Source organism: Streptomyces sp. JHA26 (assembly GCF_002005565.1).
GTDB lineage: Bacteria > Actinomycetota > Actinomycetes > Streptomycetales > Streptomycetaceae > Streptomyces.
The window spans coordinates 81,806-96,630 of the sequence record NZ_BDJC01000014.1; the positions used below are offsets into that span (position 1 = coordinate 81,806).

Annotated in this window: 16 protein-coding genes; 7 read left to right on the top strand and 9 right to left on the bottom strand. The window is 72.4% G+C overall.

Features of this window, described 5'->3' with window-relative positions:
• Positions 1-47: 47 nt before the first annotated feature.
• Together JHAT_RS11705 and JHAT_RS11710 are read right to left on the bottom strand one after the other, a co-directional pair.
• Positions 48-635, bottom strand: coding sequence for a Uma2 family endonuclease (locus JHAT_RS11705; protein WP_077798036.1), 588 nt, complete (start codon positions 633-635; stop codon positions 48-50).
• Between the two features lie 101 nt (positions 636-736).
• The gene (locus JHAT_RS11710) at positions 737-1,417 is read right to left on the bottom strand and encodes a GDSL-type esterase/lipase family protein (RefSeq protein ID WP_077798037.1); all 681 of its coding nucleotides are present in this window, start codon (positions 1,415-1,417) and stop codon (positions 737-739) included.
• Positions 1,418-1,517: 100 nt separating this feature from the next.
• On the opposite strand from JHAT_RS11710, the gene JHAT_RS11715 reads away from it, so the two are divergent.
• On the top strand, positions 1,518-2,501 hold the full coding sequence (locus JHAT_RS11715; RefSeq protein ID WP_077798038.1) for a hypothetical protein: 984 nt from the start codon (positions 1,518-1,520) through the stop codon (positions 2,499-2,501).
• A 64-nt stretch (positions 2,502-2,565) separates the two neighbouring features.
• Here the strand turns inward: JHAT_RS11715 and serC are convergent, their stop codons facing one another.
• Entirely contained in the window at positions 2,566-3,684 is a 1,119-nt protein-coding gene (gene serC, locus JHAT_RS11720) for a phosphoserine transaminase (protein ID WP_077798039.1), read from the bottom strand.
• Positions 3,685-3,794: 110 nt separating this feature from the next.
• On the opposite strand from serC, the gene JHAT_RS11725 reads away from it, so the two are divergent.
• Positions 3,795-6,671, top strand: a complete 2,877-nt coding sequence (locus JHAT_RS11725; RefSeq protein ID WP_077798040.1) for an FAD-binding and (Fe-S)-binding domain-containing protein — start codon at positions 3,795-3,797, stop codon at positions 6,669-6,671.
• 18 nt (positions 6,672-6,689) lie between these two features.
• Here the strand turns inward: JHAT_RS11725 and JHAT_RS11730 are convergent, their stop codons facing one another.
• The 3 genes from JHAT_RS11730 to JHAT_RS11740 all read right to left on the bottom strand — a co-directional run bounded on the left by JHAT_RS11730 (position 6,690) and on the right by JHAT_RS11740 (position 8,490).
• Positions 6,690-7,853 (bottom strand): alpha/beta hydrolase, encoded by a 1,164-nt coding sequence (locus JHAT_RS11730; RefSeq protein WP_077798041.1) that lies wholly within the window; start codon positions 7,851-7,853, stop codon positions 6,690-6,692.
• Positions 7,854-7,957: 104 nt separating this feature from the next.
• A complete protein-coding gene (locus JHAT_RS11735) occupies positions 7,958-8,242 on the bottom strand; it encodes a hypothetical protein (RefSeq protein ID WP_077798042.1) in 285 nt (94 codons plus the stop codon).
• The gene (locus JHAT_RS11740) at positions 8,239-8,490 is read right to left on the bottom strand and encodes a hypothetical protein (RefSeq protein ID WP_077798043.1); all 252 of its coding nucleotides are present in this window, start codon (positions 8,488-8,490) and stop codon (positions 8,239-8,241) included. Before JHAT_RS11740 ends, JHAT_RS11735 begins: the two co-directional genes overlap by 4 nt.
• Positions 8,491-8,635: 145 nt before the next feature.
• Here JHAT_RS11740 and JHAT_RS11745 point away from each other — a divergent pair, with 145 nt between their 5' ends.
• The 3 genes from JHAT_RS11745 to JHAT_RS11755 all read left to right on the top strand — a co-directional run bounded on the left by JHAT_RS11745 (position 8,636) and on the right by JHAT_RS11755 (position 11,343).
• Positions 8,636-8,890, top strand: a complete 255-nt coding sequence (locus JHAT_RS11745) for a GntR family transcriptional regulator (RefSeq protein WP_077798091.1) — start codon at positions 8,636-8,638, stop codon at positions 8,888-8,890.
• A 54-nt stretch (positions 8,891-8,944) separates the two neighbouring features.
• The gene (locus JHAT_RS11750; protein ID WP_077798044.1) at positions 8,945-9,760 is read left to right on the top strand and encodes a class I SAM-dependent methyltransferase; all 816 of its coding nucleotides are present in this window, start codon (positions 8,945-8,947) and stop codon (positions 9,758-9,760) included.
• A 131-nt stretch (positions 9,761-9,891) separates the two neighbouring features.
• On the top strand, positions 9,892-11,343 hold the full coding sequence (locus JHAT_RS11755; protein ID WP_253195465.1) for an FG-GAP and VCBS repeat-containing protein: 1,452 nt from the start codon (positions 9,892-9,894) through the stop codon (positions 11,341-11,343).
• A gap of 56 nt (positions 11,344-11,399) precedes the next feature.
• On the opposite strand, the gene JHAT_RS11760 is transcribed toward JHAT_RS11755, so the two are convergent.
• Complete coding sequence (locus tag JHAT_RS11760; RefSeq protein WP_077798045.1) at positions 11,400-11,798, bottom strand: helix-turn-helix domain-containing protein; 399 nt, start codon at positions 11,796-11,798, stop codon at positions 11,400-11,402.
• A gap of 190 nt (positions 11,799-11,988) precedes the next feature.
• Between JHAT_RS11760 and JHAT_RS11765 the strand changes: the two genes are divergently transcribed.
• Positions 11,989-12,714 carry an alpha/beta fold hydrolase gene (locus tag JHAT_RS11765; RefSeq protein ID WP_077798046.1) on the top strand — a complete coding sequence of 242 codons (726 nt, stop codon included), beginning with the start codon at positions 11,989-11,991 and terminating at the stop codon, positions 12,712-12,714.
• Between the two features lie 238 nt (positions 12,715-12,952).
• On the top strand, positions 12,953-13,513 hold the full coding sequence (locus tag JHAT_RS11770; RefSeq protein ID WP_061444117.1) for a DinB family protein: 561 nt from the start codon (positions 12,953-12,955) through the stop codon (positions 13,511-13,513).
• A 3-nt stretch (positions 13,514-13,516) separates the two neighbouring features.
• Here JHAT_RS11770 and JHAT_RS11775 read toward each other — a convergent pair whose 3' ends face one another.
• Together JHAT_RS11775 and JHAT_RS11780 are read right to left on the bottom strand one after the other, a co-directional pair.
• Positions 13,517-14,131, bottom strand: coding sequence for a dihydrofolate reductase family protein (locus JHAT_RS11775; protein WP_077798047.1), 615 nt, complete (start codon positions 14,129-14,131; stop codon positions 13,517-13,519).
• Between the two features lie 93 nt (positions 14,132-14,224).
• Positions 14,225-14,677 (bottom strand): NUDIX hydrolase, encoded by a 453-nt coding sequence (locus tag JHAT_RS11780; RefSeq protein ID WP_061444119.1) that lies wholly within the window; start codon positions 14,675-14,677, stop codon positions 14,225-14,227.
• Between the last annotated feature and the right edge of the window lie 148 nt (positions 14,678-14,825).

Sequence of the window (14,825 nt, forward strand, 5' to 3'; positions counted from 1 at the left end):
CCAAGCCAACGACTTGGAGTGCGCTCGAGGCAAGCGGGCGCGGGGGGTTAGGCGCGCGGGAAGCCGGCGGTGGGGAGCGTGAGGTCGAGGACGGTGCCGGTGAGGTCCAGGTCCTCTCCGAAGACGACCCGGGTCTCGGTCGTGTAGTCGCCGTCCTTGGGGTGGGTGAAGACGTGGCACCTGCCCTGGTACGGGTCGGCGATGAGGTGGAGGGGGACCTCGGCGGTGGCGTAGGCCAGCTTCTTGGGGCCGTAGTCGTTGGCGGCGGTGCCTTGGGAGACGACCTCGGCGACGAACTCGACGTCCTGGTGGCGCCAGTGGCCCGTCTCGTCCTGCTCCGCTCCGTCACGGAGCTTGGCGACGTCCGGGCAGAAGCCGTTCTCGTGGCCGGGGAAGTCGATGCGGACGTCCGAGAGGACGGCGACGTCCATGCCGAACCGGTCCTCGATGGGCCGTACGATCCGGCGGATGATTCCCCAGCGCGTGCCGCGCTGCGGTGTCATGTGGACGGTGCCCCCGACGATCTCGACCCTGAATCCTTCGGGGACGGGCATCCGCTCCAGCCGCTCGAACCACTCGTCCAGGCGCTGGGTGCTGGCGTCGGCCATGGCGGTCCTGTCTTCGAGGACGGTCATCGTGGCGCTCCTCCCCGGCCGTCCCACGGGCGGGAGCGGCCGCGCGGTACAACGATACGTACGGCGGCCGGGTCACGGCAGGGCGCGCATATGCCAGGCGACTAGGGGGCGCCCGTGTAGGGCCCGCCCAGCCCCCACTCCCCGTGCAGCGCCTCCGCGAACGCCCCCGCGATCTTGTGCTCGCCGTCGGCGTTGGGGTGGGTGCCGTCGTACGTGTCCGTGTGGAAGTCGTACGACGCCGGCGGCGGGACGAGGAGGAGCGGGGAGCGCCGCTCGTCGAGGTCGGTGATCGTCTCGGCCAGGAGGCCGTTGAAGCGGTGGACCTGGGCGGCGAAGGCCGCGTCGGCCTCCACCCGGACGTTCGTGATCACCGGCATGACGGCCACGCGGACGCGCGGGTTCGCCGACCGGGCCGCGGCCACGAAGGCGCGGACGTTGTCCGCGGTCTGCTCCGGGTTGGTGTAGAAACCGAGGTCGATCAGACCGAGGGAGACCAGGAGCACGTCCGCGCGGTGGGCGCGGACCGCCTCGCCGATCAGCGGCGTCATGTGGTGCCAGCCCTCGCCCCAGCCGGCCAGGTGGGCGCGGGGGAAGTCGGGGTCGGCGTAGGCGCACGAGGTGGGGGCGTCCGTCGACGGGTCGTGCAGCGTCTCGCGGGGGCCGACGAACGTGAAGGGGCGGCCGTACGCGTCGCGCAGGTGCTGCCACATGCGGTAGCGCCAGGTGTGTTCCCCGGCGCTCCCGATCGTCATGGAGTCACCGACGAACATGAACCTGAGCATCCGCTCATCATGGAGGATCGGCCTGGCCGGCGCGATGTGAGCCCGGCCACGCAGGGTGACCGGCGGCGTGAACGCCCCCGCGGGATGGCAGGCTTGGCGCATGCGCCGATCTTTCGCCCTCCTTGCCTCGGCCCTCCTCGTGGGCGCGTTCGCCGTGCCCGCCTCCGCCGCGGACGGGGACGGAGGGAGCGGCGGGAGCGACGGGTTCACGATCAAGGACCCGCGCATCACCGAGTCCAGCGGCCTCGCCGCCTCCCGCCTCCACCCCGGCGTCTACTGGACCCACAACGACCAGGACACCGGGCCCTACCTCTACGCCGTCGACGGCGCCACCGGCGAGACCGTCGCGCGCGTCACGCTCTCCGGCGTGGGCACGCCCCGGGACGTCGAGGCGATCTCCATCGGCCCCGGCAACAAGATCTTCGTCGGCGACATCGGCGACAACCTCGGCGGCACCTGGCCGTACGTGTGGATCTACGAGCTGCCCGAGCCGAGGGAACTGAAGGACCAGACCGTCAAGGCCACGCAGTACGTCGTGAAGTACGCGGACGGCGCCCGCGACGCCGAGTCGATGGTCGTGCACCCGAAGACGGGGCGGGTCTACATCATCGACAAGAACGAGGACGGCGGGCACCTGTACGAGGGCCCGGCGAAGCTGTCGTCGTCCGGCACCAACGTCTTCGAGCCCACCGTCCCGGTCGACCTGTGGGCCACGGACGCCGCGTTCTCCCCGGACGGCGAGCAGCTCGTCGTGCGCGGTTACCTCGGCGGCATCCGGTACGCCTGGAACGGCGGGAAGATCCAGCGCAAGGGCCGGATCAGCGTCCCCCTGGGGCAGGGGGAGTCCGCCACCTACACGGCCGACGGGAAGAAGCTGCTGCTCGGGATGGAGGGCGCGAACAGCCCGGTGCAGGCCCAGGACGCGCCCGGGGACGGCGGCGAGACGCCCTCGTCCTCCTCGGGAGGCACGTCCGCCTCCTCCGGCGACTCGTCCGACGGGAACACGCTCAAGGTCGGCGCGGTCGGCCTGCTCGTGGCGTGCGCGGTGCTGTTCGGGCTGCGGCGGCTGTTCCGGCGTACCTGAGACGCGGAGAGGGCGCCCGGCGGATCGTCCGCCGGGCGCCCTCTCCGTGTGCTGTCGCCGGAGGCTAGAGCTTCTCGATCACGTAGTCGACGCACTTCGTGAGCGCCTCGACGTCCGCCGGGTCGATCGCCGGGAACATCGCGACGCGCAGCTGGTTGCGGCCGAGCTTGCGGTACGGCTCGGTGTCGACGACGCCGTTGGCGCGCAGCACCTTGGCGACGGCGGCGGCGTCGATGTCGTCGGAGAAGTCGATCGTGCCGATGACCTGCGAGCGCTTGGCCGGGTCGGAGACGAACGGGGTGGCGTACTTGGACTCGTCGGCCCAGGCGTACAGGCGGGACGAGGAGTCCTTGGTGCGGGCGGTGGTGAAGTCCAGGCCACCCTGGCCGTTCATCCACTCCAGCTGCTCGTTGAGGAGGAACAGGGTGGCCAGCGCCGGGGTGTTGTACGTCTGGTTCTTGCGGGAGTTGTCGATCGCCGTCGGCAGCGAGAAGAACTCCGGGACGTGGCGGCCGGAGGCGTGGATCCGCTCGGCGCGCTCGATCGCGGCCGGGGAGAAGACGCCGATCCACAGGCCGCCGTCGGAGGCGAAGGACTTCTGCGGGGCGAAGTAGTAGACGTCGGTCTCGGCGATGTCCACGGGCAGGCCGCCCGCGCCGGAGGTGGCGTCGACCAGCACGAGGGAGCCCTCGTCGGCGCCGGCGACCCGCTTGATCGGCATGGCGACGCCGGTCGAGGTCTCGTTGTGGGTGAACGCGTACACGTCCACGCCGGCCTCGGCGCGCGCCTCGGGGTGGGTGCCCGGGTCGGCGGAGACGACCGTCGGCTCGGCCAGCCAGGGGGCGAGCTTGGCCGCCTTGGCGAACTTGGAGGAGAACTCGCCGAAGGTGAGGTGCTGCGACTTGTTCTCGATCAGGCCGTGCGTCGCGACGTCCCAGAACGCGGTGGAGCCGCCGTTGCCGAGGACCACCTCGTAGCCGTCGGGGAGCCGGAACAGCTCGGAGATGCCCTCGCGCACCTTGCCGACCAGGTTCTTGACCGGGGCCTGGCGGTGGGAGGTGCCCATGAGGGACGTACCGGTGGCGGCCAGGGCGTCCAGCGCCTCCACCCGCACCTTGGAGGGACCCGCGCCGAATCGACCGTCCGCGGGCTTGATGTCAGCAGGAATCTGGATCTCAGCCACGAGCCGGAGGCTACCCGCTGGGCGGAACCGGACGGGCGGGTGTCCGTCCGATGAGACGAGATCTCCACCGTGCGGACCTGTAGTGAGCTACAAGGGACCATCCTGGACGCATGACCGATCTGGAGGCAGCACTGCGCAGGGCCGTCCGCGGCGAGGTCGGGTTCGACGTCACCTCCCGGGCGCTGACCACCATGGACGCGTCCAACTACCGGCGCGTGCCGCTCGGCGTGGTGGCGCCGAGGGACGCCGACGACGTGGCGGCCGTGCTGGAGGTGTGCCGGGAGCGGGGCGTGCCGGTCGTGGCGCGCGGCGGCGGCACGTCGATCGCGGGGCAGGCGACGGGCACGGGCGTCGTGCTCGACTTCACCCGGCACATGAACCGGCTGGTGGCCCTCGCCCCGGAAGCGCGTACGGCCGTCGTCCAGCCGGGGCTCGTCCTCGACCGGCTCCAGGAGGCCGCCGCCCCGCACGGCCTGCGCTTCGGCCCCGACCCCTCCACCCACAGCCGCTGCACGCTGGGCGGCATGATCGGCAACAACTCCTGCGGCTCGCACTCGGTGGCCTGGGGCACGACGGCGGACAGCGTGCGGGAGCTGACGGTGCTGACCGCGCGGGGGCGGTCCCTGCGGCTGGGGCGCGACTGGGCCGGGGCCCCTTCGGGCCTGCGCGAACTGGTCGACGGTGACCTGGCCCGCCTGCGCACGGGCTTCCCCGACCTGCCCCGCCGCATCTCCGGCTACGCGCTGGACGCGCTGTTGCCGGAGCGCGGCGCCGACGTGGCCCGTTCCTTCTGCGGCTCGGAGGGCACGCTGGGCGTGCTGACGGAGGCCGTCGTCCGGCTGGTCGAGGCGCCGCGGGCGCGGGCGCTGGCGGTGCTGGGGTACGCCGACGAGGCGGGGGCGGCGGAGGCGGCGGCGGGCCTGCTGCCCCTCGGTCCCCTGACCGTGGAGGGCATGGCCGCCGACCTCGTGCCGTCCCCGGTCGGACTGCCCCGGGGCGGGGCCTGGCTGTTCGTGGAGACGGGCGGCGACACGGAGGCGGAGGCGCGGGCGCGCGCGGACGCGGTGGTGCGGGCGGCCGATGTGGTGGACGCCCTCGTGGTGACCGACCCGGCCGGGCAGCGGACGCTGTGGCGGATCAGGGAGGACGCGAGCGGTACGGCGACGCGGATGCCTGGGGGCACCTCCCGGACGGAGTCTGGGGGAGGTGCGGAGGCGTGGCCGGGGTGGGAGGACTGCGCGGTGCCGCCGGCGCGGCTCGGCGGCTACCTGCGGGACTTCAGGGCGCTGCTGACCTCCCACGGCCTGCGCGGCACGCCGTACGGGCACTTCGGCGACGGCTGCATCCACGTGCGCATCGACTTCGACCTGCTGTCGGACGCCGGGGTGGCCCGTTTCCGCCGCTTCTCGGAGGAGCTGGCGGACGTGGTCGTGGCGCACGGCGGCTCGCTGTCGGGCGAGCACGGGGACGGGCAGGCGCGGGCGGAGCTGCTGCCGCGGATGTACGGCGCGGAGACGGTGGCCCTCTTCGAGCGGGCCAAGGGCGTCTGGGACCCGGACGACCTCCTCAACCCGGGGATGCTGGTCCGCCCGGCACCGCTGGACGCGAACCTGCGCTTCGCCGTCCTGCCGCACGAGCCGGTGGACGTGGCGTTCGGCTACCCGTCCGACGGGGGCGACTTCTCGGCGGCGGTGCGCCGCTGCGTCGGGGTCGCCAAGTGCCGTACGACGTCGGCGGCGGGGGCCTCGGTGATGTGCCCGTCCTTCCGTGCGACGGGGGAGGAGGAGCACTCCACGCGGGGGCGCGCCCGGCTGCTGCACGAGATGCTCGCGGGCGAGCTGGTGACGGACGGCTGGCGGTCGACGGAGGTCCGGGACGCCCTGGACCTGTGCCTGTCCTGCAAGGGCTGCCGCTCCGACTGCCCGGTCGAGGTCGACATGGCCACGTACAAGGCGGAGTTCCTGCACCACCACTACGCCGGGCGCCGCCGCCCCGCCGCCCACTACGCGATGGGGTGGCTGCCGGTGTGGCTGCGCTGGGCGGCACGGGCGCGGGTGGCACCGGTCGTCAACGCGCTCGCGTCGGTACGGCCGTTGGCGGCGGTGGCGAAACGGCTGGGCGGGATCGCGGGGGAGCGGGAGGTGCCGCGGCTGGCGGGGGAGACGTTCAGCCGGTGGTGGCGGGGGCGGCGTCGAGGGCCGGTCGGGGGCGGCGACTTGGTGGTCCTGTGGCCGGACACGTTCACCGAGCACCTCTCGCCCTCCGTGGGCCGGGCGGCCGTACGGGTGCTGGAGGCGGCGGGGCTGCGGGTGGCGCTGCCGCCGACGCTGCGGGGAGGGGGCGTCGGGGACGGTCGTACGAGGTCCGCGATGGCTCTCCTGGCCGCCCGCCGGGGCCGGGTCTGCTGCGGCCTGACGTACGTCTCCACGGGCCAACTGGACCGCGCCCGCGCGGTGATGCGCCGCACGCTGGACCTGATGGCCCCGGTGCTGGAGACGTCCGCGCCGGTCGTCGTCCTGGAACCGAGCTGCGCGGCGGCCCTGCGCACGGACCTGCCCGAGCTGCTCCACGACGACCCGCGCGCGGCCCGGCTGGCGGCGCGGGTGCTGACCTTCGCGGAGGCGCTGGAGCGCCACGCCCCCGACTGGACCCCGCCCGCGGTGGACCGTCCGGTCACCGGCCAGACCCACTGCCACCAGCACGCGGTCCTGGGCGAAGCGGCCGACCGCCGACTGCGCGAGGCGGCGGGCCTGACCGGTGAGCTGAGCGGCGGCTGCTGCGGCCTCGCGGGCAACTTCGGTTTCGAGGACGGCCACTACGAGGTGTCGGTGGCCTGCGCGGAGGACCAGCTGCTCCCGTCGGTGCGCGAGGCGCCGGACGACGCGGTGGTCCTGGCGGACGGCTTCTCGTGCCGGACCCAGCTGGAGCAACTGGCGGGGGTGCGGGGGCGGCATTTGGCGGAGGTGCTGGCGGAAGGGCTGGAGTGAGGGCGCCGGTGGGGGCTCCTACGGCCGGTGGAAGTCGACCTCCGGATGGGAGGGCGTGGGGCCCTGGAGGAGGGGCTGGGGGATGCCCCGGAGGTGGAGGTCGAAGAAGGCGCGGACGTAGTCGCGGGTGATGTACCAGCCCCGCTCGCCCGAGAGCGGCACCTCCGGATCAGGCAGCCCCAGCTGCTCCGCCAGCCAGGGGATGTCGGTGAAGGAGAAGTGCCCGGCCCCGGAAACGGTCAGCCAGCGCTTCCAGCCGTGCAGGCGGTCATAGGTTTCGGCCCAGTCGTTGCCGGTGTTGGCAGGACCGTGCACGTCTTCGGCGCCGACCATCATGAACGGACGCCGGCCGAGCCCGGACCCCGCGTCGCGTACGAAGAAGCCCCCGTCGAGGTTGACCCCTGCCCGGACGCGCCGGTCGGCGGCCATCGTCGCCAGGGCGGCCGCCCCGCCGATCGAATGCCCGGCGACGCCGATCCGGTGCGAGTCGATCACGTGGGCGAGCGCCCCCGCTCTCCGGTGGCCCGTCAACTCGTCGATCACGAGGGACAGGTCCGCGGCCCGGCCCTCCACGACCGCCGACTCCTCGACATCGACGCCGACCCGGTCGCAGGCCACGCAGGGCGGAACCCGCCCGCCGGGGAACTCCGTGCCGACGGACTCGTAGGCGTGGTCCACGACGGCGACGACGTAACCGCGGGCGGCCAGTTCCCCGGCGAGCGCGGTGAGCGTGGTGCGCGGCATGGAGAAGCCGGGGGAGAGGAGCACCAGGGGGAAACGGCCCGGTGCGGCGGGTGCGTCGACCTGCGCGTGCGTCCGCGCCCCCGCGACCGTCGCGGCCGGTACGACCCCGGCGAGTCCCTTGGCCTCCAGGAGCCGTTGCGCCTCGCTCTCGGTCATGTACGCCGCCGGTGCCCCGCCCGACGGGCGTGCCGGGTAGGACACGGACACCATCAACTCCCTGCCGCGCGCCGTCGGCACCCAGGGATCGGTGCGGAGCCGGTCGACGAGGTGCAGGGTGCGGCGGCCCACGGGGTACGGCCCGGTGGGCGGGGGCAACTCCAGCGCCGGGGCGGACGCCGACGAAGCGGCGGGGGCGGCCCCCAGGAGGGGGACGGCCAGACCCCCCGCGAGCAGTGCGGTCAGGACGGTTCTGCGCGAGGTGTTCGATCTGCTGTGCATGCGGTCGAAGTTAGACGCCGGGTACCGCCCAACGCGTCGCCGCCGAGCGGTACTTGGGCGTACGACTGGCGGCTGATCCTCGGGGGCCGGATGGCACCGTGGTATCAGTTCAGGCCCCGGAGCCTGCGTCCCCGGCTCTCGGCCACGCGCAGCGCGTCCGCGAGGGCTTCGGTGAGGCGCTCGGCGAGGTAGCGGAGTTCGCCGTGCGGGGCGCGGGGGAGAAGGTCGCGGGCGTGGGCGAGGAGCTCCGCTCCCATGCCGAGCTGGGTGGACTCGGTGGTGTCGGCCAGTCGGGAGACCGGGCCGCCGCCGTCGTCGGTGATCAGGTAACACGGCTTGCCCTCGGCGCCGGACCAGGGGAGCAGACGGGGCTCACGCGGCGTCGTCATGCCGCCGCCTCCGGTGCGTACAGGGTGCCCAAGAGCAGATACGGGCGCACGGCCACGGTTTGGGTGCCGTCGAGCGTGGTGGGCAGGCCGTAAGGGCTGCGGTGGGAGGGGAGGGGGACTGTGCCGGTGGCGGGCGGAGAGGGCGGTGCGGTGTGGCTTGCCGGGTGCGGGTTGGTACGACGGTGGGTGCCTCGGGGCTTGAGCAACAGGGTCACCCAGGTGTCGAGGCAGCCGATAAGGTACAGCACGTCAGCAGCTCCTTAGGGGTCTCAGCTGGTGGCCACGCCCCCGGACGGCTCCACCCGTCGCGGGGGTTTCAGCTGGACTGGTCTCGTGGTCTACTGCAGTCTACTGCGGTCGCGCGGTCTACCGCAGAGTTTTAGCGTCCACCGCATGACTCCCGAGCTCGATCGCACCCGACCCGTCTGGCGGCAGGTCGCCGCAGCCATTGAGGCACGTATCGCGGACGGTACTTACCCCATCGATGCGCGGGTTCCGTCGGTGGTCGAGCTGTCTGCCGAGTTCGCCATTGCGGCATCGACCGCGCAGAAGGCACTCGCTCACCTGAAGGCGGAGGGGCTGATCCGTGCCGAAGTAGGACTGGGCTCCTTCGTCGCCCGCTTGCCCGATGGCGACGGCGAGGCATAACAGGAAACCCGCGCCCCATGGACCGCTTCACCGGGCGGCCACGAGAATGCCTGGATGACGAGCCTTGAGGTGACGCCGGAGATCGTGAGGTTCTACAGCGAGACCGTCGACGAGGCGGACCGGTTGGTCAGTACCGCCGACGGGCGTCTGGAGATGGTACGCACGCAGGAGCTGCTGCGCCGTTACCTCCCCTCGCCGCCGGCCCGGGTGCTCGACGTCGGTGGTGGTCCCGGCACGCATGCACGGTGGCTGGTGGAGGACGGGTACGAGGTGCACGTGGTCGATCCCATCCCCCGACACGTCGCACAGGCGACGGCCACCGGCGCGACCGCCGAGCTGGGCGATGCCCGACACCTCACGGCCGACGACAACGCCTACGACGTCGTACTCGTGCTGGGCCCGATGTACCACCTGCCGCAGCGGGCGGACCGGGACCGTGCGCTCGCCGAGGCACTTCGGGTGCTCCGGCCGGGCGGACTCCTCGCGGTCGCCGGGATCAACCGGTACGCCTCGCTCTTCGAGCACGCCGCCTACGCGCACCTGCACACGGAGTCGATGCGGGAGAGCATCGGAACCATCCTCGCGACCCAGATCCACGACGGGAAGAAGGCGTTCACCACGGCGTACTTCCACAGCGGGGAGCAGTTGCGCGAGGAGGTCGCGGCGGCGGGATTCCTGGACGCGTCCGTCTTCGGGATCGAGGGGCCCGCCTGGTCCCTGCTCGCGGCGGCGGAGCGGAACACCGGTCAGTCGTTCCGTGAGTCGAGTCTGTTCGAGTCGGTGCTCACCGCTGCCCGTATGGCCGAGCCGTACCCGGAATTGCTGGCGGCGAGTTCGCATCTGCTCGCGGTCGGGCGCCGGCCGGTCTGAGGAGTCGGAACCGCGTCCGCGGTCGTCGCGTGATCGTCCGTATGGACGGTTCGGGTGATCGGGTGGAGGCGTCGCGGCGGCGGTTGGGCAGGCGGTCCTGGGTGGTCGGGGGCGGTGCGGTCGTTGTCGCGTTGGCGGTCGCCGCGGGGGTGGTGATCGCCGATGAGGAGCCGGCCCGCATCGCCGCGCCGTACGGATGCGGCACCGGCGGTGCCCACGCCCCCGCGAAGGTCCCGCAGGGCGCCGTCGACTTCGACGGGGACGGGCGTCCCGACCTGGCGCTCGGGGCGATGGGGAGCGTGGAGGGCGGGGCCGGGGGCGGGAGCATCGAGGTCGCGTACGGAGCCGGGGGCGGGACGGGGATCGGCCGGTGCCAGTACCTCACGCAGGACGACGCCGGGATACCGGGGAAGAACCGCGACGAGGCATTCTTCGGCACGGACGTCGTGGCCCGCGACTTCGACGGGGACGGGTACACCGACCTCGCCGCCTCCGTCTTCGACTGGAAGCCGAGCGTGATCATCATGTGGGGGTCCGGGGACGGACTCTCGCGTGCCGCCCGGGTGCCCGGCACGGACGTCAGCCATGTCGCCTGGGACAACGACCCGGTCCTTGACGAGCAGCTGGTCGCCGGGGACTTCGACGGGGACGGGCACCCCGACCTGGTCTTCGGGCTCGGCTCCGACAAGGGGCTGCTCAAGGGGCCCTTCGAGCGGGACGGCACCCCCGCCGGGACGGCCCGCGTCCCCGCCCCGCGCCGGCCCGCCCCCGACGTCGGCGACGCGAACTACGGGGACCTCGTCGCCGGGGACCTCGACGGCGACGGCATCGACGACCTGGTGAGCTTCCACGCCGCCGACCCGGAGCCCGAGGCGCCCTGGGCCGAGCTGAACCGGCCGGTGAGTTATCTGCGCGGCGGCCGGAGCGGGTTCACGCAGCCCGAGGGCATCCACCTCCCCGACGCCGGCGAGGGGGCGATCGGCGACGTGGACGGCGACGGCTACGACGACCTGGTCCTCAGCCCCCGCGGCGGCGACGCGAGCCGCAGTTCGGTCACCGTGGTGTACGGGGCGGAGGACGGGCCGGGCAGGCGTAGGACGACGACCGTCGACCGGGACACCCCGGGCGTGCCCGGCGCCGAACCCCAGGACGAGGACGCCGTCTTCACCAGCCTGGCCACCGGGGACGTCAACGGCGACGGGTACGCGGACGTGGTGGCCGGGTCTCCCCGGTGGGACGTGTACGGGGAGCCGGGGCCGGAGGAGGTGCTGTTCCTGGCGGGCGGTCCGGACGGGCTCAGTGGCGAGGGCGCCCGGCTGTTCGACGGGGACGACCTCGGCGCCGCCCCGGGCGGGGACGCCGACTTCGGCGCCGCTGTGGGCCTCACCGACCTGGACGGCGACGGGTACGCCGACCTCGTGGTGACCGCGCCGGGCAGCGACACGGTCGACGGGGTGGCCTACCTGCTGCCCGGCACGGCGAACGGGCCCGCCACCCAGGGCGTCACCCGGTTGTCCGGGGACGCCTTCGACGACACCGAGGGACTGGGGCTGCTGATGGGCGGCGGGGAGGTCGCCCTTTAGGCCGTCAGGCCGTGTCTCCGAGTGGGGTTGCCTGGTGGCACCCGCTTGCCATCCCGCTATGAGGCCGTCGGTGGACCGGTGCGGGCAGCGTAGGCGGCGCGGGCATCGTCGATCCGGGCGAGGTGCGCGACGCTCCATTCGAGCAGAGGCGCGGTGGCCTCGCGCAGGGTGATGCCCATGTCGGTCAGCTCATAGCTGACATGCGGCGGCATCACGTCGTGGACGGTGCGGGTCAGGATTCCGTCGCGCTCCAGGCCGCGTAGCGTCACGGTGAGCATGCGCTGACTGATTCCGTCGATGGCCCTCTTGAGCTCGGTGAAACGGCGCGGTCCGTCTTTGAGGTTGCGCACGACCAGCAGCGACCACTTGTCACCGACGATGTCGAGCACCACCCGGGTCCGGCACGCGTCGCTGGGCCGCGCCACCGACTGCGGATCACCCTGTGCCGCGTCCATGGTTACCTCCGGAGAACCGAGGCACCGAAAAGTGCCTTATTGCCTGTGGTGCGTCGTGTGCACCAGCATGCTCTTGGTACTCAAACAGTACCGAGGCACGAAAAGTAACCGCCAGAGCCGCGAACCAGCGGCATGCGCGTGACCGTGCTCATCTGCTCATCTGCTCATCTGCTCCTGCGAAGGAAGATCGATGTCCACATTCCTGCTGATCCACGGCGCTTGGCACAACGGACGGTGCTGGGAGCGGGTGGTACCGCTGCTGGAGGCCGCCGGGCACCGGGTGTTCGCGCCGTCCCTGACCGGCTACGGAGACAAGGCACACCTGCTCGGTCCGGAGGTGGGTCTCGACACGCACGTCGGCGACGTGGTCGGGCTGATCACCGAGGAGAACCTCGACGACGTCGTACTAGTCGGCCACAGCTACGCAGGACTGGTGATCTCCTCCGCGGCCCACCGGATCCCGGAACGCATCGCGCACCTGGTCTACCTCGACGCGATGGTCCCGGAGGACGGCGAGTCCGCAGTCGACATCCACCCCGTGACACGGCAGCTGATCGAGCTCGCCGAGAAGTCCGGGAGCGGCTGGCGTGTGCCGCCGATGCCCGAGCAGCCCGCGCCGTTCGGCCTGTTCGGCGTCACCGACCCGGCTGACGTCGCGTGGCTGCACGGGATGCTCTCGGACCAGCCGGTGCGCTGTCTTCAGCAGCCGGTGCGACTGGGCAACCCGGCCGCTGACGCGATCCCCCGCACGCACATCCACAATGTCGGCGCCATGCCGGAGGGCGTCACCCGTCGCCCCGTCCCGCCGGTCCAGCCCAACGGCACTGCCGCCCAGGTCTGGGAGTTGCCCACCGGCCACGACTGCATGATCACCATGCCGACCGAACTCAGTGAACTGCTTCTCAAGCTCTCCTAGCGCGCCGCTCGTCGGAGGCCGGCGGGGGTCCGCCCCGGCCGCCGCGCCGGAGCCGGTCGAGGACTCGGGCACGTCCCGCCGAGCCGGGCGCGTCCGGAAGGATCGGTTGAAGGCGCGGCCCGGGCGATCACGGTGATCGATTCGTGCCCCGGGCCGTCTAGGACAGGATGTGACCTATATGGCTCCTAGCGTGGTTCTCGATCGACGGAACGGCCCCACCGGAAGACGGAGACAGACCATGGCTATCGACCAGACCACCACCCCCGACCCGACCCAGGCCCCGGCGGCCGCGACCGGCGAGCGCGCCGACCTGCTGGAGATGCTGGCCGAGCACCGGAACTTCCTGCGCTTCACCACCCGTGACCTCACCGACGAGCAGGCCGGGTTGCGGACCACTGCGAGCGAGCTCTGTCTGGGCGGCCTGATCAAGCACGTCGCCGCGGTCGAGCGGAACTGGCGGAACTTCATCCTGGACGGCCCGTCCGTGATGGGGGACTTCACGGCCATGACCGAGGCCGACCGGGCGCGATGGACCGACGGGTTCAGGATGCTGCCCGGTGAGACGCTGGCCGGCGTGCTGGCCAACTACGCCGAGGTGGCCCGCCGGACCGACGAACTGGTCGCCACCCTGCCCGACCTGGGGGCCACCCAGCCGCTGCCCAAGGCACCGTGGTTCCAGGACGACACCGAGTGGTCGGCCCGCCGGGTGCTGATGCACATCATCGCCGAGACCGCCCAGCACGCGGGGCACGCCGACATCATCCGGGAGTCCCTGGACGGGGCCAAGACCATGGGGTGACGGTCACTTCGCGAAGCGGTACTTCAGGTGGGTGGCCAGCGGGGTCTCGACGACCCGGACCTGTTCCAGGTCGCGCCGCCGTGCCCCCAGCCCCTCGAAGAGGCGCAGCCCGCCGCCGAGGAGTACGGGCACCACGTGCAGCTGGAGCTCGTCGACCAGGTCCGCCGCGAGGTACTGCCGCACCGTGTATGCGCCGCCCCCGATGTCCACGTTCCGGTCTCCGGCGGTGGCCTTCGCCCGCTCCAGGGCGCTGTGGATGCCGTCGGTGACGAAGGTGAAGCTGGTGCCGCCCTCCTTCACCAGGGTGGGACGGGGACGGTTGGTCAGGACGAAGACCGGGGTGCGGAAGGGCGGGGTGTCGCCCCAGAACTCCTCGCCCGTGTCGTACATCATCCGGCCCATGATCACCGCCCCGGTGGCGTCGAACCACTCGCGCATCAGCTCCGAGTCGCGGTTCTCGTCCCCGCCGGTCATGCCCTGGCGCTCCCGCCAGCTCGCCAGGGTGTGGATCCACTCGAAGATCGGCTCGCCGCCGTCGCCGCCCGGGTTGTCGAGGGTGACGTTCGGGCCGGCGACGTAGCCGTCCAGGGTGATGGCCAGGTCCGCGGTCACGGTCATGAGGGGTGCCTCCTCGGGTGATGGGTACTGCCGTACTGCCTTCACCCTGGCGTCGATCGGGCACCGCCGTTTTCGACACCCCGGCGAGCGGATTCAGGGCACCGTCTCTCCCCGTACCAGCGGGCGGCACACCGGCTGGACGTCCTCGGGGAGGTCGTCCGGGCGGCACCAGCGGGCCTCCAGGATCTCGAACGGGTCCAGGCGCAGCTCGCCGCCCAGCAGGCGGGCCTCGAACGCCACCTCCAGGCGGGTGCGCAGTCCGCTGTTCAGCATGACCAGCCGGCCCACCTCCACGTCGAGGCCGGTCTCCTCCTTGACCTCCCGGACCACGGTCCGCCGGAAGTCCTCGCCCTTGTGCGCGAAGCCGCTCGGCAGACCCCACTGGCGGCCCGGCGCCCACAGCCGGTGCTTCAGCATCAGGACCCGCCCCTCGTCGTCCCGCACGACGCCGGTCACGCCGACCACGAACTTGGCGTTCACCAGCCACATCACGCGGCTCTGCACGGGGCGCAGCAGGCGCCAGAGGCGGGTCAGGAGTCGTCTCACCCGGTGGACGGTACCGCCTGGCCGCGCGGCCAGGGCAGGGTGTTCCCGGCTCGCCTGGCGGACGTGCGTTGACAGCCGTACGCCCCGGACCCGACAGTTGCGTAAAAGCACTATGTGCCTGACAGAGTCCATTACTCTGAACCGGGCA